This window comes from Ornithinibacillus caprae (genome assembly GCF_009728145.1).
Classification (GTDB): domain Bacteria; phylum Bacillota; class Bacilli; order Bacillales; family Amphibacillaceae; genus Ornithinibacillus; species Ornithinibacillus caprae.
The window spans coordinates 103,936-126,009 of record NZ_WOCA01000006.1 but is presented as its reverse complement, the minus strand read 5'-3'; the positions used below and the strand labels follow the sequence as shown (position 1 = coordinate 126,009).

The following is a 22,074-nucleotide window of genomic DNA, read 5'->3' as shown; positions in this document are numbered from 1 at the left end:
ATTATTTAAACGACTTTGCAAATGTATGTAATTCTATACAAATTGCACATATTCCTTTATGTTAAGCCTTCCCTAAGAATAGGGTTTTATAATAGATAAACTTAAATATTCACCTACGAACATTATACGCTTGTCGGTATGTTTCATCAATATTAATCGCAGTCTGTAAATGAGTCGAAATATATATCGTAAAAAACCACCATCCTGGAACTAATTTGATGGTGGCTTTATCTTAAAGTTATTCGATCATCGTGTGTTTTTTAAGGTGTTCATTCTTGTTTTTTTATATTATATTAGTTCTCGATCCCAATGTCGATGAGCAGCTATTGCAATTGTAAAGTTATCCACAAACTCTTGTACATTATCTGTTGCAATAACGCCTTTACTATTCATCATATCATTTTCTTCAATCCACTTCTTCCCATCATGAGTTGCACCGATTGGCTTATAATGCATGAAAGCTTCCGTGACAAATTTATTTGCATCTTTGTGGAATTTCTTATCTTCCCCACTTCCACCTACAATATAAATGGCATCGTATAATACGGAGTCTGTTGTTGTAAATGTCTCATCTACGGTTAGCTGTTCTCCATTAGCACCGGTAACTTTTCCTTGTTTTGCACTAATGATTTCCATATGGATTCCTTCCTTTTTTAATGCATCCAATATCGTTTTTACGTCCATATGATTAAACCCGTTATTTAAAATAACACCTACTTTACGAGTCATCGCTACTTTTGCTGTATTCTCCTGACTTAGTGCTGGAGAACTTTGCGTAACAGTTGACCCTCCCTTTGCAGGTGGTTCTGCACCAATATCCTTCGCAAATGCTGTTGCTAATTCCAAATCAACATTGGCAAACATATCCACTACCTGCTGTCTAACAGATTTATTTTTAACCTTACCTACTTCAAATGCAAATGCTTGTTTGATATGCATTTTTTCCGGTTCACTCATACTATTCCAAAATAATTTTGGTTGAGAAAAATGATCTCGAAAGCTTTCACTTCTAGCTTGAACCTTCTTGCCCTCTACCTTTTCCTGATAATGTTCATATCCACCTTTTTCCTTTGGTACCGCATCTGGGGTATTTGCTGCTAAGGAATTATTATGATATGCAACTTTTCCTTGATTGATCGTCTGTCTATGGTAGCCGTCCCGCTGATTATTATGAAATGGGCATACTGGTCGATTAATAGGGATCTCATGGAAATTCGGACCACCAAGTCGTATTAACTGTGTATCTGTATAAGAAAATAATCTCCCTTGTAATAATGGATCATTTGTGAAATCAATACCTGGAACAACATGACCCGGATGAAAGGCTACCTGCTCTGTTTCCGCAAACACATTATCTACATTTTTGTTTAACGTCAACTTCCCAATAATTTGTAATGGAACATCTTCTTCTGGCCATATTTTGGTTGGGTCTAAAATATCAAAGTCAAACGCAAATTCATCCTTTTCTTCAATAATCTGGACACCTAATTCATATTCTGGATAATCCCCTTTTTCAATTGCTTCATATAAATCTCTTCGATTATAGTCTGGATCCTTCCCTGCTATCTTTTGCGCTTCATCCCAAACCAATGAATGAACACCTAACTTAGGTACCCAATGGAATTTCACAAAATGAGACTTCCCTTGCTCATTAACAAATCGGAAGGTATGAATTCCAAACCCTTGCATCATACGATAGCTTCTAGGTATAGCACGATCAGACATTAACCACATGACTTGATGAGCTGATTCCTGATTGTTAGCTACAAAATCCCAAAACGTATCGTGAGCACCTGATGCTTGCGGCATTTCATTATGTGGTTCCGGTTTTATCGCATGAACAATATCCGGAAACTTAATTGCATCTTGAATGAAAAAGACCGGCATATTATTTGCTACAAGATCATAGTTTCCTTCTTCTGTATAGAATTTGGTTGCAAACCCGCGAACATCGCGCACAGTATCTGCAGAACCACGGAAGCCTACCACGGTGGAAAACCGAACAAATACCGGTGTTTTCTTTCCTGGCTCTTGTAAGAACTTTGCCTTTGTATATTTTTTCATGGATTCATAAACCTCGAACTCTCCATGAACACCAAATCCCCTCGCATGTACTACTCGTTCCGGAATTCGTTCATGGTCAAAATGAGTCATTTTTTCACGAAAATGAAAATCTTCCATTAACGTAGGTCCACGTTCTCCTGCTGTTAAGGAAAATCGATCCTCCGAAACTTTTAGTCCTTGGTTTGTTGTTAAATCCTTTCCAGAATCATCTACACGATACTGTTCTAATTGATCATCCTTGCTATTTTCATTTATATTCTGTTTATCATCCATTACGGTACCCCTTCCATATCAATTTCCTTATATGTTCTAGTATTTCCACGAAACTTTATTAATATGAAAGGAGTTCGTTAAAAGTATTTTAAAATAAGCAGATGATCGCCAACCATTTGCGGTACTTATTTTAGATTGCAAAATTATCTTTTTGTTTCTAAAAAAATTAATAGAATAGCTACTAAGTTATGGTATGATTATATTAGGAAAATTTTCCTATATACGTGTGGGGAAGGAGGACAACTACAATGCGTGTGAAGGCATTTATAATTTCTTTATTTTCCGTTTCATTTATTGTGGCGCTTGTTTCTAAACAAGTTACACTCGAACCCAACATTTACTTGATAGCATTAGTATTCTATTTGTTGTTCTCAACACTTTACTCACACCTAGCAGTAATTGTGAAAAAAGGTAATGTAAATATGGACTACGGGGTAACCTATAGTTTATCAATGGGACTTTTTGCCGGACCACTAGGCATTTTTATATTTGAGACACTTTATCGATTTACCGTCTATTTTATTCGCAAATTTACAAAAACAGCAGATCCAGATGAATTTTTGCATGTTTTCTATAATATTGGTTCGTTTGCGTTGAATAGTTCAATTGCATTTTATGTATATCATTATATTTCTCCTTTTTTTGAGGCAGTTCCCCTTGGTTTTTGGTTCGTCATAATTATTCTCGTAATTGCTATGTCGTTATTATCTGATCTCTATTTAATCGTCTTATTTACATTTATGGGGGACATAAAAACAATAAAAGACGCCATTGATTTCATTAAAAGTCGAAACATTCTAGATATGGGGAAAATAGCTTTTTCAAATGGACTACTCTTTATGTTCTTATTACATGAACAATGGGAAATGCTAATTGGCTTATTCCTGCTAAATTATCTTGTTAGTCGTTCCTTTATGGAAAAGAACCAAAGTATTCAGCATAAAGTCGAACGAGACAAATTTGAGCAAATGGCCTATACCGACTTTTTGACAGAGGTATATAACCGAGCATATATGGATAAAACCATGAATGAACTGAACAAGACCGGGGAGAAACTAGGCATCATTGTTACCGATATTGATTCCTTCAAGCCAATCAACGACACGTATAATCATGCTGTTGGAGACCGCGTCATTCAACACTTTGCCGCAACTCTACAAAGCTATCTTAAGGATGAGGATTATCTGTTCCGAAGTGGAGGAGAAGAATTTACCATTTTCTTAAGGAATAGAGAATATCAAGAATGCGTGGCTCTTGTTGAGAAAATGAGGGATGGGGTTAAAAATAACCCTGCAACAGCAGAATATAAGACATATCCTGTAAAAATTCAACATACCGCTTCGTTTGGATTATACTATTACAAAACTTGTGAAGAAATTGAGATTAAAAAAGCTTACGTATATGCAGATCAGTTACTCTTAAAAGCCAAGGATCTGGGGAAAAATCGATTGATATCAAAGAATGGTTACAACGATTTACCATTGTCTGTTCGTTTTAAAAGCAAGTATTAAAGGGATGTTAATCACATCCCTTTCGTTAACTATTTCAAATGTTTCGGTACTTGTTTGTCATGCCCATTATCTGCAACTTCAGTAAAAATAGTGTCTGTATGTTGGGACTGATTTAATTGTTTTTTGATTTGCATAATTTGCTCATTCATATGAGCGATAGTAGGATTTGAAGGAATTTGGCTTAACGTTTGATTCATTAAATCTACTAACTGTTGAAATTCCTTTTTTGTTACAGGTGTTGCCTCTGGCTTTAACGTGAATCCAAGCTGACCATTAGGCTCCAATGTAGCATATTGAACATCTTCTATTTTGGAAACGTTTTGTTGTCTCAGGTTACCTTCTAATTGATCAACTGTTAATCTAACTTTTCTCAAGTTAGCCTCATTTAACTGCCCATTCTCTATTAACACCTTTGAGTTTCCAGATATAAGCTTTTCAAATACATTGCCTTTTATTTGTGTATACTCCATGATAACCAAAGTAATAACTAAAATAGCACCTGCACCAATTGTCCTCCATATATTATCTCCAGCAACAGGCTGTATTAGTAAAGATCCAATACCAATCATAATAACGGTTTGTGGCAGAGTCATTTGGGAAATTGACTTCCTACCAGCTATCCGTAACAAAATGGTCCCTGCAATTACAACAACTATTGCCTTCCAAATCCAATCCAACTCCATACCTAATCTACCCCTTTAATAATCTATAGGAATAGTTTCTCTATCCATTGCCTTATTATGCGTTATCGTAGTCATATACATCTTCAATGCGATCATCATGAAAGAAAAAAGGCTGGCCTCCACCATCCTTATCGATAATACGAAGATAGAGGAAGTCCATTACTATATTAAAATCTTGGTAAAAACTTGATTCATCGGGACCACGATGCTTGATTAGCTCCATAGCCTGCTGAATATAGAAAGGTAGTCGCGTTTTATTTTAAGAGTATGCCAAGAAAGCCACACACACCTTACACCTTCTCTATTCACGATTTACAATCTCAAAGCTTTCTAGCATCGAATTCAGGCGTACTCCATGCCCTTCAGCAGCTTCTAAGAAATATTCCTGTTTAATTACAAAAAACTGATTATCTATTGGTTCCGTTACGTAATATCTATTAATTGGAGTATCCCACTGATGTCCGGTTTTTCCATGCTCATTTGTATATTCCGGTCCAAGTGCTTTGATCACAAAACCTTCTATTGGAGTATCGACATGCTCTTCTTGATTAATGATTAATCCATCCGCCTCAATCGTTGCTTTTATCTCTTCGATAACTTCTTCCACGGACACATTTTCTTTACGTGTAATTTCCATAGATACATCTGGAAATCTATCTTCTAATTCTTGAGCAGGAACGATTCGATCACCTGTATCTGTTTTGGTCATTTTATAAAAAGATTTATCTACATACATGATATATTCGAGTTCCTCATTTGTTTCTAATTCGACATCTCTAATCTCTTTATCCCCTTCTATTTCTATAACTTGTTGCTTTTCTTCTACAAACATTTCCTTAAGTCCTTGAATCATTGCCTGACCTGGTTCAGTTACACCAAATACGATTGCAAAAAGAATTATTGCTGCACTTACTAATGTAAAAATCGGTTTCTTTCTTGATTTTTTCTTAACTTTATTTTTGGAAGGAAATAATTCTTGATTAATTTTATTCCATGTTTCTTCTTTTAGTTCTGTGACTGAATCCGTGTCTTCTATCATATGTTTGGTAATTTTCTTATTCAGTTCATCGTTATTCATGCTTCATCCCTCCCATAATTTTTTTCAGGCTTTGCCTTCCTTTATAAAGTCTAGATTTTATCGTATTAACATTAAGCTCTAATAGCTCTGCAATCTCCTTAATGGAAAAACCATTTAGATACTTTAATGTAATTACTGTCCGATGAAGCTCATCCAATTGTTCTAAACCCCATTCAAGATCTTCTTTCGCCTCTCCATTTTCCTCTTCCTGTGAAATATAAAACAGGTAATCCAATGCATGTTCAAATTCTACATTCATTTCTTGGTTGGATGACTTTTTTAAATACCTTTTGGTCTCATTTATTAATATTTGATAGAACCATGGTTTAAATGGTTTGGACGTATCATAGGAATCAATATTTCGATAAACTTTAATAAATGTTTCTTGAACGATATCGGATGCATCACTTTGATTTCTTGTAATCGCAAATGCTGTTCGTAGTGAATAATCTGCATAGGCTTCATACAATTGTTTGAACGCAAATTGATTTCCTTTTTTTATTTTTTTTATTAATTTTTTCTCCCGTTCAGACAATACCTTCAGTCCCCCTTCTATTCGTTCTTACTATATATACCTCTGAAACTTTAAAAAAGTTTTCGACAAGTGATATTTTTTATGCTTTTTTCGCTAGCCCTATAGATTCAAGTTGGTTATCAACGCTGTTCTCTGCCTCGTATATAAAAAATCGTTTGTACCATATTAAAAAAGTATAAACAGTCCATATTTTTCTTGTATTATTTTTCTTTTCCGAGAAATGGTCATTTAACAAATCCATCAGTACCTGTGGATGAAAAAATTTTTCTGCAATATCTGACTGAAACATTTCTCTGATTAAGTTGTAATATTTCTCTTCCCTAATCCACTGTCGAAACGGCACTGGAAATCCAACCTTTTTCCTAGTTGACCATTCTTTTGGCAGGACTTGATTAGCAGCTTTTCTTAGGGCGTATTTATTATCTCTAAACTTACTAGGTATTTTAGTAGCTAATGTCATTACTTCTTTATCAAGAAATGGGACTCTTACTTCAATCGAATGAGCCATACTCATTTTATCTGCCTTTAATAATATATCCCCGGGTAACCATAGCTTTAAATCTAGGTATTGCATCTTGGTGAGATCATCTTTATCTTGTACATCCGCATATACCTCTGATGTAATACTTTGTATAGTTGGTGAACTTCTATACTCTACCTGTAATACATGTAGAGCCTCTTCCTCTTCAAATATTTTTGCTTGGCCAATAAACTTCTCCTCTATATTCTGCCCACCTTTTATTAAAAAGGTCGTTACTTTATTTTGAGGTAATAGCTTACTGAATCGAGCGATTGCCCGACGAATAGTTGATGGTAATTTCTCATATATGTTAGACTTTAATGACTTTTGATACCAAGCATATCCACCAAATAATTCATCAGCTCCCTCACCAGATAGCACTACTGTCACATGTTCACTTGCTAGCTTTGAAACAAAATATAAAGGAACTGCGGATAAATCAGCAAGTGGTTCATCCATATGATATTGAATGGTTGGAAGGGAATCAAAAAAGGTTTCAGCATCGAGCAGTTTTTGATGATTTTCTATACCAAGCCTCTTAGATAAATCATTTGCTATATTGGTCTCATTAAAGATTCCATCGTAGTCTTGAAAACCGATAGAAAATGTTTTATTAGGCTCAAGTAATGCTGTGATATAGCTGGAGTCTACCCCACCTGATAAGAACGATCCCACATTTACATCACTATTTTTATGGTGTTGTACAGAATCATTTAATTGTTCATTTATCCGATCCATGCACTGCTGTTCACTAAGATTATTCTCGTTAAAATCGATAATGGAATATGGCTTTATTTCGATACTCCCTTGTTTATATATCAGATAATGGGCGGGCTTAAGCTTATGTACACCTTTAAAGAAGGTTTCTTCAAACACAGAGTATTGAAATGTTAAGTATGGCTTTAATGCTTCTTGATTGAATTCCTTCTTAAATCCTGGGTATGGGAGGAAGCTTTTAATTTCCGATCCAAATATAAAGGATTCATCTGAAGTATGTTGGCTGTAATATAATGGTTTAACACCAAACATATCTCTCGCTAAAAATAAGGATTCATTCTTATGATCCCATATTGCAAAGGAAAACATTCCTCTAAGCCTCCTTAATAGTTCTACACCATACTCTTCATATGCGTGGATAACCACTTCGCTGTCTGTATTACTTTTAAAGTGATGTCCCCGATCTAATAATTCCTCCCTTAATTCTTGATAATTATAAATTTCTCCGTTAAATACTAATACACAGCTTTTGTCTTCATTTTGCATTGGTTGATTTCCTTCTTCAGAAAGATCAATAATACGTAGCCGTCTAAACCCTAAAGATATTTTTTCAGAGCAATACTTCTCTCCACTGTCAGGTCCTCTATGTTTAATGGTATCCAGCATCCTATCCATTACGCCCTCTTGATTTTCTTGATTACTGTTTATAAATCCAATAAACCCACACATACTTACTCCCCCTAATTACGTTTCGTAATATATACCTTTAAAAAAGTAGAAAAGTTTTTAGGGAGAGGTATTTTTTGTATCGGGGAAGATGGGGATTTGCTGAACTACATTAATATTCGCTGTTAGAAAATTAGACATTAGCCAAGCCTTTATGATGAATGCCCAGTTGCACTTATGCAGGATAGGGAATTTCATTCTTTCCTATCTGATTAAAAAAAAGAAGCCGCCTTTGTCAATGTGGTTATTTCCTATGTGAATTGAATGTTATTTATATGCTGACTTTTAAACCAGGTGGATAATTGTCATTTTATGTTAAAATAATTGTAGAAGTTTTGAAAGAACGTACTTGAAAATCACAAAACAGCTGTATATAAAATTTTTGATTGGTGATTAAGGAATTGAGGCTGCAATTCCTTTATTCTTATTTTGCTAAACGTTTGGCATAAGTTGAATAAGAAATTGTAGCTCCTATTGTGTGAAATATTTAAGGGGAAATCTAAAAAATGTTAGAGAGTAAATTTATAAAACTTAAGCCTTTATTAAGCCGTATTTAGTTGAAGAATGGCTCAATTTCTTTGTGTTATCACATTATTTTTAATGAAGGGGGAAAGTATTTTGAAAAACTATGAAACTTTAAAGATTATTCTCTTGGTCATTATTGCAGGAACCTTTGTTTTTATTGGATTTCAAATTAAAGAGTTGATTGAAGTATTAGAAAGCATTTCTAATCATTTGGGGAATATTAATCTTAATATTTAGGATTACAATATATCCTGTCAGTAAGCCACTTATTCACTGATGGGTGCAATAGTTATACAATAGGATTGTCATAATGATATTGCCTCAATATTTTTTCGTGCATTAATAGGGCTGGGTTTTTAGAAAATAACAGAGGGGGTAAAATGTTTGAAAAGAGTCGATGTTGCATATGTACTTCTATTTGACGAGAAAAATGAAAAAGTATTGATGGTAAAAAACAGAGGACAAAACTCATCTTACTATACACTTCCTGGTGGTGCAGTAGAATGTGGAGAAACAATAGAGGAAGCTGCGATTCGTGAGGTTAAAGAAGAAACGGGGTTAGATGTTAAGTTAGGTGGTATTTTTACTGTAAGTGAAGCATTCTTTGAAGAAAGAGGACATCACGCTATTGTCTTCACTTTTAATGGAGAAATAATCGGGGGAGAAATAAGCATCTCGTTTCCCGAAGAAATTGAAAAAGTTACTTGGATGGAAGCTGATTTGGCAGAAAACCACATACATATACCAAAAGAATTAAAAGGGTTAATAAAGAAAAAATCTACAGTACCTTATATTTTTAGGGGGAATGTTGTTCATAATTCAAACTAAGGTCTATTGAATTAACGGGGGCAACAGTGAAATAAGGGATCATCAAATTGATGGTCTATATTTTTTGGATAATTGTTTGGAATATTATGTTAATATTGAACTAAGTTTATTAAGCTAAAGAAGCAGGTTAGTGGAATAAAAAGTGATTTAATCCAATATATTATCTGTATTATGTTAACTGCATAATTCAGTTGTACAGAGATAATAAAGTTGTTTAATTTGCAATTATTTTGCGGTAATGAAATTAATATCAAAAATAAAGGAAATATCTTCTTGACAGTCGAATATTAGCTTAGAACCATAATTAACTATTCCGATGAGGAGGATTCTTGTGCGTCCACGACCATTATTTATTGAAAATCCAGAGCATGATAGGTATGTTAGTCTTGTGCCAGATGGAGATATTGAAGAAATACTTAGTAAGCAACGAACTAAGACCATTACCCTTTTAAGCAGCGTATCAGAGGAGTCAGCAAGGAAGGCGTACGCACCAGGGAAATGGACTTTAAAAGAAGTGATTGGGCATATGACCGACTCGGAACGTGTGATGTCGTATCGAATGCTTGCCATTGCACGAAATGAAATTGCACCACTCCCAGCAATGGATCAGGATCAATACGTTTCTGCGGCAAACTTTAACAAATTATCCTGGGAGCAGTTACTAGCTGGTTTTGACACGGTACGTTCCAACACGTTAAGCCTTATTTCAACCATTGATGAAGCAGCCTGGGTTCGTAATGGAACTGTAATGAACAGCCCAGTTTCAATAGGTACCATTGCATATGGTATTGCCGGGCACGAGTTACACCATATGAAAGTGATTAGTGATAAATACTTATAAGTCTTTTTCTATTAATGGAAAAACCTAATTTCTCATTTAAGGCTGAAAAATTAGGTTTTTTAATATTGAAACTTCCTTAACGTTGTAAATCTGCATTTTCCTGACGCTACCTCTTATAGGGAATTTACTATACTTTCAATCAGAACTAAGGAGATAATTTATGTTGGATTTAGATAAAAACCAGAGAAAAAATCATTGGCTTAGATGAGTCAGATGCTAAAAAGCATTGAAATGATGACCACCGCAGAAATGAAAAAATACGGAATAGGTGTCTTTACAATAACACCTTTCATATTTAAATTTCATTCCATATATCTTTCTAATTATAAGGTATAATTGACATCCTCTCCCACCTAAAATCCTAACGGATTTTTGAGGAAGGAGTCTTCTCACCCAAGTTCGATAAAAAAATACGCTTAGGAACATTTGATATGAACTGCTCCCAAGCGTTTTTGTTTACTATTTGTACTGTTAATTATAGTGCTAAACATACGGTGTTTTTGCATTCATGTTATTTTAAGTTTTCTCCACAGTATCAGAACCACTTATAAATAGACAGCTTCCCTATTAACCAATATTTTTCTTTTTGATTTGCTTACTTCGTAATTGTCCACATGCAGCATCGATATCTGCACCGTTTTCCCAACGGACTCCGCAGTTTATACCATTTTCTTTTAGAATTTCAAAGAAAGTCTGTATAGATGTTGAATCACTTCGTTGATACTGATTATGCTCTTCAACCGTATTATAAGGAATTAAATTCACATACGATAAATGACGTCTTGATTTGAGAAGCTTCGCAAGTTCATGTGCCTCTTCTTTATGATCATTGACATCCTTAAGCATAATATACTCATAGGTGATACGTCGATTTGTTTTTTCGAGATAATAATCAACTGCTTTCATCAATTTTTCAATTGGAAATGCTTTATTGATTTTCATAATACTCGTACGTAGCTCATTATTTGGAGCATGTAGAGATATAGCAAGATTAACTTGTAAACCGGTATCAGCAAATTCATATATTTTGTGAGCTAAACCACTGGTTGATACAGTAATATGTCTAGCACCGATGTTCAATCCGTGATCTTCATTTACTACTTTGATAAAATCAACCAAATTGGTGAAGTTATCAAACGGTTCACCAATACCCATTACAACAATATGGCTAACCCGCTCTTCTTTACCCTCAGCATCAAGATGCTTCTGAACCATCATGATTTGTTCAACAATTTCACCACTTGATAAGTCTCTAGTCTTCCTTAGTAGACCACTGGCACAGAAAGTACATCCGATGTTACAGCCTACCTGTGTCGTAACACAGACAGACAATCCATAGTTAAAGCGCATCAATACAGTTTCAATCAAGTTTCCATCATCTAATTTGAATAGGAATTTAACCGTACCATCTTTTGACTCTTGTTTAATTTCTTCCTCTAATGTTTCTAAGATAAAGTTGTCTTCCAACAAAGCGATCGTTTCTTTATTCACATTCTTCATATCAGAAAAATGGTTGATACGCTTCTTATAAAGCCAATTCCATACTTGATCAGCACGAAATCTTCTTTGGCCGTGTTCCTCGAGCCAATCTGTTAATTGTTCATATGTTAATCCATAGATGGATGTTTTACTCATTGTATACCCTCGTTTCAAAAAATATACTACCTATCTATACTACCTAAAAATACGCGCGGTAGCAAACTGTTTTTTAGAAAACTTAATATTCCAATGTCTTAATACTGCGCAAAAAATGGATTGTAATTAATTCGCGATTTACTTTTCCTGTTAATAATTGAAATATAATTTACTACTCTCAAAAAAACTCGCCTTTCGACGAGTTTTACTGTTCTTTTTGCTGTAAATGTAAAAACAAGCTTGTAATCCCTTTGGCAACTAAAAAGATCCCATAGTAAATAAGGAAGATATAAAAGTAATTAATTGCATCTACTTTTATAAAAAATTCTAGATTTACCAAAATTGGTTTCATTAAGAATGCAAAAATTGCTGATAATATCCCTGCGTATAGATATATATTTTTGTTATAATTTAATGTCCATTGATAAACAAGCATATAACAAATAGGTATTAACGCAGCATCTAGAACAAAGCTAGGCAAAAAAGGAAGTAGCTGATAGGGATACTCCCATAAGCCGAATCTAATTCCAGTAGCATTTAAATAATGGAACCATACATGATAACTAAGACCAAAAAAGCCGATTAATAATATTTTACGCCTGTCAATTACAACAAACAAAATAATTAATGGGATGATAATTAGCAACACGATTGCCCATAATTGCCAAGTTCCAAAACCAGAATAACTCCACCAATATTCATTTTGTAATCTTGTTAATTCTTCTGTAAGGAATCTAAGTTTTTCAAGCCATTCTTGTTGTTCTTTTTGCATCTATTACTCTCCCAGGCTTCTAAGATTTCTCCTTATTTTAACCTGGTAGCTAATAATCTATTCCCGATTGGAAAGAATTGATTACGTTTATATTCATTTAAGGCAAATCTGTTGCTCCCATTAAATAACGGTCACATTCCCTCGCCACTTCTCTACCTTCGTTAATTGCCCAGACAATTAGACTTTGACCACGACGCATATCTCCTGCTGCAAACACACCATCAACGTTTGTCGTATACGTACCATATTCTGCCTTAACGGTAGTATTTGGATTACGTTCAATATTTAACTGATTGAGTAAATCTTGTTCAGGTCCATGGAAGCCAATAGCAATTAATACTAAATCAGCAGGCCATACCTTTTCCGTACCAGGGATTTCCTCACGTACTTTATTTCCTGCCTCATCATATCGTAGCTTCACATTAACTGTGTGTACTTCTTTAATATGTCCATTTTCATCGCCTACAAATCTTTTCGTCATAACGGCGTAAGCTCTGGGATCATGACCCAATTTTCTTTCAGCTTCTTTATGTCCATATTCTACACGGTGAATAATAGGGTATTGTGGCCACGGATTGCTTTTTTCATCGCGAACTAAACCTTTTTTATCATAGATATCAAATTGGGTTAAGCTCTTACAGTTATGCCTAGTTGCAGTAGCAAGACAATCTGTTCCTGTGTCTCCACCACCAATAACAATCACATTTTTATCAGCAGCTGAAATATAATTTCCATCCTCTAATTCTGAATCTAACAAACTCTTTGTATTTGCATGTAAAAAATCCATCGCAGGGTGAACACCTTTTAAATTGCTTCCCTCAACCTGTATATTACGGTGAACCGTTGCACCTCCACATAGAATGGTTGCATCAAACTCCTCTTCCAATTTGGAGATAGGGTAATCCTGCCCTATTTCTGTGTTGGTAACAAATAATATTCCCTCTTGCTCTAAAATATCTACACGACGTTTAACCACGTCATAAGAAAGCTTCATTTCAGGAATACCATAAGTAAGTAATCCCCCCACACGATCGTTACGTTCAAACACCGTTACCGTATGTCCAGCCTTATTCAATTGCGCAGCTGCAGCTAGGCCAGCAGGACCCGATCCAACAATCGCAACTTTCTTTCCAGTTCTCTTCTTCGGAGGTTGTGGCACAACCCAGCCTTCTTCAAAACCTTTTTCAATAATGGATCTTTCAATGGTTCGAATTGCAACTGGTGGCTCATTTATACCTAGTACACAAGCTCCCTCACATGGTGCAGGACAAGCAATCCCGGTAAATTCAGGGAAGTTATTTTTCTCTTCGGCACGTTCTAGCGCTTCCTTCCATTTTCCCTCATAAACTAATTGATTCCATTCTGGGATCAGGTGATAAACAGGGCAACCTGTAGTTACCCCATCAATTTCCATTCCCGAATGACAAGTAGGCACACCACAACTCATACAGCGAGCACCTTGGATTTGGATCTCCTTTTCTGTCATAGGAGCTGTATAATCATCCCAATCAGCAATTCTTACTGCTGGGTCACGTTCCTTTCTTGCTTGTCGTTCATATTCCATAAATCCAGTTTGTTTTCCCATGAAAAGCCCCCTTCATTGTAAAATGATCTGTCCTTTCTATTAGGACTTTAATTCGAGTTTTTCTTTTTGTTTTATCTGCAGATTGGTTGCATAGCTTTTCAATTCCTTAAATCCGTTCTTGCTTTCTTCAAAAGCATTCATTTCAGCGTCAAATTGGGATAATCCACTTTCTACTAATACTTGAATTCGTTCTTGAATATTAGCGTAAGTTTCTGGAATAACCCGCACAATTTTTGGCACATAAGTTTCCCAATATGTTAGGATGCGTTCAGCATGTGTACTATTTGTATACTCGACATGCTTTTTAATTAGTTCATAAACTTCTTCTATTTCCTTATGGTTTGCCAATGCCTCGACACGTACAAGTTCAGAATTTACTTTGTCACAGAAAGTGTTGTCCTCATCTAATACATAGGCAATACCTCCAGACATTCCTGCGGCGAAGTTTCGACCAGTTGAACCGAGAACCACTACCTTTCCACCTGTCATATATTCACACCCGTGGTCTCCAACACCTTCAACAACGACATTAGCACCACTATTACGTACACAGAACCTCTCTCCTGCAATGCCTCGAATATACGCCTCTCCAGATGTAGCACCATAAAAAGCTACATTTCCTATAATAATATTTTTTTCTGGAGGGAATGTCACGATCGGGTCTGGGTGTACAATGATTTTCCCACCAGATAATCCTTTCCCAACAAAGTCATTCGCATCTCCAATTAATCGCATCGTCATGCCACGGGGAATAAATGCTCCAAAACTTTGGCCAGCTGATCCACTAAAATTTAATTTGATCGTATCTTCAGGAAGTCCTTTTTCTCCGTAATATCTCGTAACCTCACTTCCTAGTAAGGTTCCAGTAGCACGATGGATATTTCTTATAGCTGTCGTAAACTCGACAGTCTCTTTCATTTTAAATGCACGTCTACAATTTGGAATAAGCTCTTGATAATCCAATGTTTTTTCAATCCCATGTTCTTGCTCAATTGTTGCATAACGACCAACATCTTGAGATAACGTTGGTTGATACAGTAATGCTGATAAGTCTATCCCTTTTGCTTTCCAATGATCGATACCATCATTGACCTCTAATACATCCGTACGACCAATCATCTCATTCATGGTCCGGAATCCTAATTCTGCCATAATTTCACGTACTTCTTGTGCTATAAAGTGCATGAAGTTTACAACATGGTCTGGGTCACCTGCGAACTTTTTCCTCAATTCAGGGTTTTGTGTAGCAATACCTACTGGGCATGTATCTAAATGACAAACACGCATCATCACACACCCTAAAACAGCTAGTGGCGCAGTTGAAAAACCATACTCTTCAGCACCTAATAATGTAGCAATGACTACGTCGCGTCCAGTCATCATTTTTCCATCTGTTTCTACTGCAATTCGGTCACGAAGACCATTTAACAGCAATGTTTGATGTGTTTCCGCTAAGCCGATTTCCCATGGTAATCCAGTATGCTTTAAGCTAGTATTCGGTGCAGCACCCGTACCACCATCATAACCACTAATTAAAACATGGTCTGCTCTTCCTTTAGCAACACCTGCAGCAATCGTACCTACACCAACAGCAGCAACTAATTTTACACTGATTCGTGCTTGTGGATTCGTGTTCTTCAAGTTATAAATCAGTTCCGCCAAGTCTTCAATGGAATAAATATCATGATGTGGTGGTGGTGAGATTAATTCTACACCAGTAGTTGAACCACGCACCTCAGCAACCCATGGATACACTTTTTTACCAGGCAAATGTCCACCTTCTCCTGGCTTTGCGCCCTGAGCAACTTTTATTTGTATTTCGTCAGCATTTACTAAGTAATGGCTAGTAACCCCAAAGCGACCAGATGCTACTTGTTTAATAGCACTTCTCCTTAAGTCACCATTTTCATCCGGTGTGAAACGATCCGGTGATTCTCCACCTTCACCAGAGTTACTTTTACCACCAATTCTGTTCATTGCAATAGCTAATGCTTCATGTGCTTCTTTACTTATTGCCCCAAAAGACATAGCACCCGTTTTAAACCGCCTACAAATAGATTCAACAGACTCTACTTCCTCAATTGGTATGGGGGATCGCTTTTTAAACTTGAGAAGTCCCCTTAGTGATTGTAGATTTTGTTTTTCATCGGTTAACATCGTTGAATAAGATTTAAAGAGATCATAATTACCTGAACGACAAGCATGCTGAAGTGTAAAGATAGTACGAGGATTATATTGATGATCCTCTCCATTTTCACGGTACTGATATTCATCCCCAGCATCTAATGTTCGGTTACCTCCACGATTCTCCTTAAAGGCACGTTCATGACGCATAAGTGTCTCTTTTTCAATCATATCTATTCCAATTCCGCCAAGTCTTGATGCTGTTCCAGTGAAATACTTTTCAATAACATCCATTTTAATCCCAATCGCTTCAAAAATTTGAGCTCCACGATAACTTTGAATGGTCGAAATCCCCATCTTAGAAAGTATTTTCACAATCCCGTCTGTAACGGATGAAATATATTGATCTACTGCTTGTTTTGCTGTAATATTTTCTAATTCCTTGTTGTCTACTAATTTATCTATTGTTTCATATGCTAAGTACGGATTAATACCTTCTGCGCCATATCCAATTAATGTCGCAAAGTGATGTACTTCCCTCGGTTCTCCAGATTCTAATAAAATACTAACTTTCGTTCGTACGCCATTTCTAATCAAATGGTGATGTAGTCCCGAAACAGCAAGCAGTGCTGGAATAGCTACATGATTTTTATCGACACCTCGATCAGATAAAACGAAGAAGGTTACTCCCTGTTGGACTGCTTGATTTGCTTGTTCAAATATCTGGTGCAATGCTTCCTCCATAGAACCTTCCTGAGGATCAAACAAGATGGAGAAGGTTCTAAATTTAAATCCAGATATCTCTTCATTACAAAGTTTAGCTAATTGATTATTTGTTAATATTGGAGTATCTAAACGGATATGATTACAGCTCTGCGCTGTCGGATGTACTAAGTTCCCTTCTGGTCCTATCGTAGTACTCGTCATCGTAACCATTTTTTCTCGAATCGCATCTAGTGGTGGATTGGTTACTTGAGCAAATAGTTGTTTGAAGTAGTTATACAATAGTTGTGGTTTTTTTGACAAAACGGCAAGAGGGGAATCATATCCCATAGAACCAATTGGGTCTTTTCCATCTGTTACAAGTGGTTTAATAATTTTTTGAATTTCTTCACGTGTATATCCGAAAGCAAGCTGCTGATCTAAAATCAGTTTGTCAGATTGCGGCTTCTGCTTATCGACCACTTCAGGAAGTTCATCAATATCCTTTAGTTTAGTAAGCCATTCCTTATAAGGCTCTTCAGACGCCACTTCACGTTTTATATCCTCATCCGGAATAATAATACCCTTCTCTAAATCTACTAATAGCATTTTCCCTGGCTGCAGACGATCCTTGTATAAAATGTCATCAGCAAATATATCCAATGCCCCAACTTCGGAACCAAGGACAATCATGCCCTTTTTCGTCACATAATAGCGGGCTGGTCGCAATCCATTTCGATCCAAACAAGCCCCAATTTGTGATCCGTCAGTGAAGACAACGGCACTCGGCCCATCCCATGGCTCCATCAAGGTGCTATGATATTCATAAAAGTCTTTTTTTTCAGCGTCGATAGAAGGATCATTTGCCCATGGTTCTGGTATCATCATCATTGCAGTATGAGCAAGTGATCTCCCGGACAGATGGAGAAATTCAAATGTATTATCGAATATGGAAGAATCACTACCATCTGCGTCCATGACAGGTAAAATTTTCTCTAAATCTTCCTCGTCAAAATATTCAGAGACACATAATTGTTCCCTAGCCCGCATCCAATTCACATTACCGCGTAATGTGTTAAATTCCCCATTATGGATCGTATAACGATTTGGGTGAGCTCTTTTCCAACTTGGAAAAGTATTGGTACTAAAACGAGAGTGAACTAGCGCTAGTGCGGATTTGAAATCGGGATGGTTCAAGTCAATGTAGAAGGAATCTAACTGCTCAGGGATAAGCATTCCTTTGTATACGATAGTACGAGTAGATAAGCTACTAATATAAACATCTTCATAATCTGGATTTTTCGCAACTTCTTTTTCTATACGCTTACGAATAACATATAGTTTTCTTTCAAACGCCATTTGATCAAGGAGGTCTTCCGATTTTCGGATAAACACTTGTCGAATGGTTGGCTTACTTTTTGCTGCCATTTTCCCAATAAACGACTCATTCAATGGCACTGGTCGCCAGCCTAAACATGTTTGCCCTTCCTCCTCAATGATCGATTCAACGATATACTTACATTCCATTCGAGTATCTAGATGATTTGGAAGAAAAAACATTCCAATTCCATATTCACCTTTACGAGGAAGATGGATATTTTCCTTTAAGCATTGTTTTTGGAAAAAACGATTTGGAATTTGCGTTAATATTCCAGCGCCATCACCAGTACTTGTGTCTGCTGATTGCCCTCCCCTATGCTCCATGTTGCAAAGAATATTAATCGCATTTTGAACTATGTTGTGTGTCTTTTTACCATTTATATTTGCAATCATCCCAATTCCACATGCTTCGTGCTCAAAATCCGGATGATATAATCCCTGTTTTTCAGGGTAGCCGTTTCGTGTCATCACAACAACTCCTTCCCACGTTTATAGAAGGTGCATTCATTTTTAGGAGAAAAAAAATGAATACACCTTAATGACTAAAAATTAACAATTTAGATTATTATAGCATAAAGTTTATCTTTACGCAAAATTCAGAAAGTTATTTTTATGCTAAACCCTTTATAATCAATAGGTGAAAACGCTAACATTTATTAGCTTTTTATCTATAATTATTCAAAATTAAGGATGTTTTTGTTGCTTTTTTAAATAATGAACTTTCTGCATCATAACCTTTGTTCACAACTTAAATAAACATTATCTATTAGATTTTGAACACGAGTATTCGAGCGAATAATTGGACTCTGTTACAAATAATATGTATTATTTCTTATCAAAGACATCCGTATAATTAGGAGTGAATGTAATGTCTACGAATTTAAAAAGATTTCAACATATACCGTTATCCGTTTTGGATTTAGCACCTATAAATGAAGGAAGCAATCCTTCTGAGTCCTTCAAAAATAGTGTTGATATTGCTCAACATGTGGAAAATTGGGGATTCAATCGCTATTGGTTAGCGGAGCATCACAATATGCCTGGAATTGCCAGCTCTGCTACCTCCGTGATCATTGGACATATTGCAGAAAAAACGAACCACATTCGGGTTGGTGCTGGAGGAGTCATGCTACCTAATCATGCAACGCTTGTTATTGCAGAACAATTTGGCACCTTAGAATCACTATATCCAGGACGAATTGATCTAGGGTTAGGGCGAGCACCTGGAAGTGACCAAGCAACTGCATTTGCGCTACGCCGTACACTAAACATGAGCGTGGAAGACTTCCCAATGCAGGTGAATGAGCTACAGGATTATTTTTCAGATGAACCCGTTTCAAGAGTCAAAGCTGTACCAGGCCAGGGATTAAATATTCCATTATGGCTACTTGGTTCTAGCGGATTCAGTGCACAACTTGCCGCACAAAAAGGATTACCATTTTCGTTTGCAAGTCACTTTGCTCCAGGTTACCTTCATCAGGCGTTACGTTTATATCGTGATAATTTCCAACCATCGGAACAATTAGCTAAGCCGTATGTGATGTTAGGCATAAATGTTATTGCTGCTGATACTGATGAAGAGGCAAGATACATCGCCACTTCCCAACAGCAACAATTCCTAAGTATTCGTAAAGGAAAACCATCCAAATTACAACCACCAGTTGATAATTTGGAAGAATTGTATTCTCCACTAGAAATAGCAGCATTAAGTGAAACGTTAGACTCACGAACAACTATTGTAGGGGATAAAGATAAAGTAAAACAAGGCCTTGAAAGCTTTATACAAGATACGAAAGCTGATGAATTAATTATAAGTTCACAAATATTCCATCATAAGGATCGATTACGTTCCTATGAAATCGTATCTGAATTGATGAATTAACAAGTAAAAGGAGCCACTCAACATAATATAGTGGCTCCTTTTCATTTATTTTATTGGTTTTCTTTTTTTAGTAATTGCTTAATTTCATGTAATTCCTTTTGCACTTCTTCCAGCTTAATATCTGTTGGTGTTGGGGTCTCTTCTCTATTTGCTTCTTCTACATTACCAACCACTACACCGACAAATAAATTAACAATGACAAAAGATCCCACTAGAATAAAGGATACAAAGAACCACCATGACGATGGATCAGCTGCTAATATCGGACGCATAACACCACTTGCCCACGATTCTAACGTTATTACCTGAAATAACGTTAACAATGAATCATGAAGACTTCCAAAATATTCTGGTGCGATGGAGGAGAACATCATCGTCCCTATTACACCATAAATATAAAAGAATAAACCTAATAAAAGCATGATGGTCCCCATAGAAGGAATGGTTTTTACAAGTGCATTAACCATTTTTCTTAAGGACGGTATGATTGATATCGCACGTAAAACACGGAGAACACGTAGTATACGTAGTACCGTTACATAATGACCGCCGACTAATACGTGACCACTTGCTACAATTACAAAATCAAACAAGCTCCAAGGGTCCTTAAAGAAAGATCCTATAGACTTACTACCTATCATTCTAATTATTATTTCGAATGTGAATACCCAAAGTAATAGTTTATCTATAATGACAAACCAATCATGAAATCTATTAATAAAATATGGGTATGTTTCTAAACCTACTAATATTGCATTTACTATAATTAAACCGATAATCGTATTGGTAAATAGAGGATTCTCGGCGAGTTGGGCAGATTTTCTTCTTACGTTAGTCATACTTTCCCTTCCTCCTTACCAATCTATTTTACTTATTATTTCTTTTTCTGTCATCTTTGTGATTAATATTATTACACTTATGCAGCATAAGAAAGCTTATAATTTTTCTAAAAATAGAAAAAAGCTAACTAGAGATAAATCCAGTTAGCTTCCTTTTTCTATGGATTTTAACCTTTCACACGACTTGCCACATCAACGGTACGTTTAGCCTGATGCTTTACAGCAGCTTCTACATCTTCTACCATTTTACCATCTTGTCCCTGGGTGACACTGGTCCCATACGGGTTTCCTCCCGCTCCGAATAATACTGGATCCGTGTATCCTGGTGGAACAATGATTGCTCCCCAATGCATCATAGAAGTATACAGAGATAGAATAGTTGCTTCTTGTCCCCCATGAGGATTTTGGGCAGATGTCATCGCACTGACAACTTTGTTAACCGTTTTACCTGATGCCCATAGTCCACCCTGTGTATCTAGGAACTGTTTCATTTGCGATGCAACATTCCCGAAACGAGTTGGTGTACTGAAGATGATTGCATCAGCCCATTCAATATCATCCGAAGTTGCTTCTGGCACATCTTTTGTAGCATCATAATGTGCTTTCCATTCTGGATTAGAGGCAATTGCTTCTTCAGGTGCAAGTTCTGGAACCTTAACAACCTTTACTTCAGCCCCTACCTCTTTTGCACCTTCCTCTGCCCATTTCGCTAACTGATAGTTTGTACCTGATGAACTATAATAAATAATCGTCAATTTTACATTTGCCATGATTTTCCATCCCTTCTACTTAATTTCGGAAGTATTTCTAGAAATCCATGGTAAAAGTTTCCCCTGCGACGATAAATTTATTCT

At 36.2% G+C, this 22,074-nt stretch carries 17 protein-coding genes; 5 read left to right on the top strand and 12 right to left on the bottom strand.

The features are described 5' to 3' along the window. Positions 1 to 288 precede the first annotated feature (288 nt). A complete protein-coding gene (locus tag GMD78_RS09760; protein WP_155668636.1) occupies positions 289 to 2,337 on the bottom strand; it encodes a catalase in 2,049 nt (682 codons plus the stop codon). Between the two features lie 248 nt (positions 2,338 to 2,585). Here GMD78_RS09760 and GMD78_RS09755 point away from each other — a divergent pair, with 248 nt between their 5' ends. Further along, positions 2,586 to 3,848: a GGDEF domain-containing protein gene (locus GMD78_RS09755; RefSeq protein ID WP_155668635.1), complete on the top strand. Its 1,263-nt coding sequence runs from the start codon at positions 2,586 to 2,588 to the stop codon at positions 3,846 to 3,848. Positions 3,849 to 3,877: 29 nt separating this feature from the next. Here the strand turns inward: GMD78_RS09755 and GMD78_RS09750 are convergent, their stop codons facing one another. From GMD78_RS09750 to asnB, 5 genes are all read right to left on the bottom strand, one after another. Further along, a complete protein-coding gene (locus tag GMD78_RS09750; RefSeq protein WP_155668634.1) occupies positions 3,878 to 4,531 on the bottom strand; it encodes a DUF421 domain-containing protein in 654 nt (217 codons plus the stop codon). A 55-nt stretch (positions 4,532 to 4,586) separates the two neighbouring features. Further along, the gene (locus tag GMD78_RS09745; RefSeq protein WP_155668633.1) at positions 4,587 to 4,754 is read right to left on the bottom strand and encodes a class II glutamine amidotransferase domain-containing protein; all 168 of its coding nucleotides are present in this window, start codon (positions 4,752 to 4,754) and stop codon (positions 4,587 to 4,589) included. Positions 4,755 to 4,832: 78 nt separating this feature from the next. Next, complete coding sequence (locus GMD78_RS09740) at positions 4,833 to 5,609, bottom strand: hypothetical protein (RefSeq protein ID WP_155668632.1); 777 nt, start codon at positions 5,607 to 5,609, stop codon at positions 4,833 to 4,835. Then, positions 5,602 to 6,144 (bottom strand): RNA polymerase sigma factor, encoded by a 543-nt coding sequence (locus GMD78_RS09735; RefSeq protein WP_155668631.1) that lies wholly within the window; start codon positions 6,142 to 6,144, stop codon positions 5,602 to 5,604. The genes GMD78_RS09740 and GMD78_RS09735 overlap by 8 nt, the downstream gene beginning before the upstream one ends. 79 nt (positions 6,145 to 6,223) lie before the next feature. Next, positions 6,224 to 8,110: an asparagine synthase (glutamine-hydrolyzing) gene (asnB, locus tag GMD78_RS09730; protein WP_155668630.1), complete on the bottom strand. Its 1,887-nt coding sequence runs from the start codon at positions 8,108 to 8,110 to the stop codon at positions 6,224 to 6,226. A 615-nt stretch (positions 8,111 to 8,725) separates the two neighbouring features. Here asnB and GMD78_RS09725 point away from each other — a divergent pair. The 3 genes from GMD78_RS09725 to GMD78_RS09715 all read left to right on the top strand — a co-directional run bounded on the left by GMD78_RS09725 (position 8,726) and on the right by GMD78_RS09715 (position 10,301). After that, the gene (locus GMD78_RS09725; RefSeq protein ID WP_155668629.1) at positions 8,726 to 8,869 is read left to right on the top strand and encodes a hypothetical protein; all 144 of its coding nucleotides are present in this window, start codon (positions 8,726 to 8,728) and stop codon (positions 8,867 to 8,869) included. 147 nt (positions 8,870 to 9,016) lie between these two features. Beyond that, complete coding sequence (locus GMD78_RS09720) at positions 9,017 to 9,460, top strand: NUDIX hydrolase (RefSeq protein WP_155668628.1); 444 nt, start codon at positions 9,017 to 9,019, stop codon at positions 9,458 to 9,460. A 331-nt stretch (positions 9,461 to 9,791) separates the two neighbouring features. Then, positions 9,792 to 10,301 carry a DinB family protein gene (locus tag GMD78_RS09715; RefSeq protein ID WP_343042232.1) on the top strand — a complete coding sequence of 170 codons (510 nt, stop codon included), beginning with the start codon at positions 9,792 to 9,794 and terminating at the stop codon, positions 10,299 to 10,301. A 567-nt stretch (positions 10,302 to 10,868) separates the two neighbouring features. On the opposite strand, the gene rlmN is transcribed toward GMD78_RS09715, so the two are convergent. The 4 genes from rlmN to gltB form a co-directional block, all read right to left on the bottom strand. Then, the gene (gene rlmN / locus GMD78_RS09710) at positions 10,869 to 11,936 is read right to left on the bottom strand and encodes a dual-specificity RNA methyltransferase RlmN (protein WP_155668626.1); all 1,068 of its coding nucleotides are present in this window, start codon (positions 11,934 to 11,936) and stop codon (positions 10,869 to 10,871) included. 205 nt (positions 11,937 to 12,141) lie between these two features. Then, the gene (locus GMD78_RS09705; RefSeq protein ID WP_155668625.1) at positions 12,142 to 12,708 is read right to left on the bottom strand and encodes a CBO0543 family protein; all 567 of its coding nucleotides are present in this window, start codon (positions 12,706 to 12,708) and stop codon (positions 12,142 to 12,144) included. 97 nt (positions 12,709 to 12,805) lie between these two features. After that, positions 12,806 to 14,293, bottom strand: coding sequence for a glutamate synthase subunit beta (locus tag GMD78_RS09700; protein ID WP_155668624.1), 1,488 nt, complete (start codon positions 14,291 to 14,293; stop codon positions 12,806 to 12,808). 39 nt (positions 14,294 to 14,332) lie between these two features. Further along, positions 14,333 to 18,967, bottom strand: coding sequence for a glutamate synthase large subunit (gene gltB, locus GMD78_RS09695; protein WP_155668623.1), 4,635 nt, complete (start codon positions 18,965 to 18,967; stop codon positions 14,333 to 14,335). Positions 18,968 to 19,367: 400 nt separating this feature from the next. On the opposite strand from gltB, the gene GMD78_RS09690 reads away from it, so the two are divergent. Continuing rightward, the gene (locus GMD78_RS09690) at positions 19,368 to 20,381 is read left to right on the top strand and encodes an LLM class flavin-dependent oxidoreductase (protein ID WP_155668622.1); all 1,014 of its coding nucleotides are present in this window, start codon (positions 19,368 to 19,370) and stop codon (positions 20,379 to 20,381) included. Between the two features lie 50 nt (positions 20,382 to 20,431). Here GMD78_RS09690 and GMD78_RS09685 read toward each other — a convergent pair whose 3' ends face one another. Continuing rightward, the gene (locus tag GMD78_RS09685; protein WP_155668621.1) at positions 20,432 to 21,220 is read right to left on the bottom strand and encodes an ion transporter; all 789 of its coding nucleotides are present in this window, start codon (positions 21,218 to 21,220) and stop codon (positions 20,432 to 20,434) included. A gap of 167 nt (positions 21,221 to 21,387) precedes the next feature. Beyond that, entirely contained in the window at positions 21,388 to 21,990 is a 603-nt protein-coding gene (wrbA, locus tag GMD78_RS09680) for an NAD(P)H:quinone oxidoreductase (protein WP_155668620.1), read from the bottom strand. Positions 21,991 to 22,074: the final 84 nt, after the last annotated feature.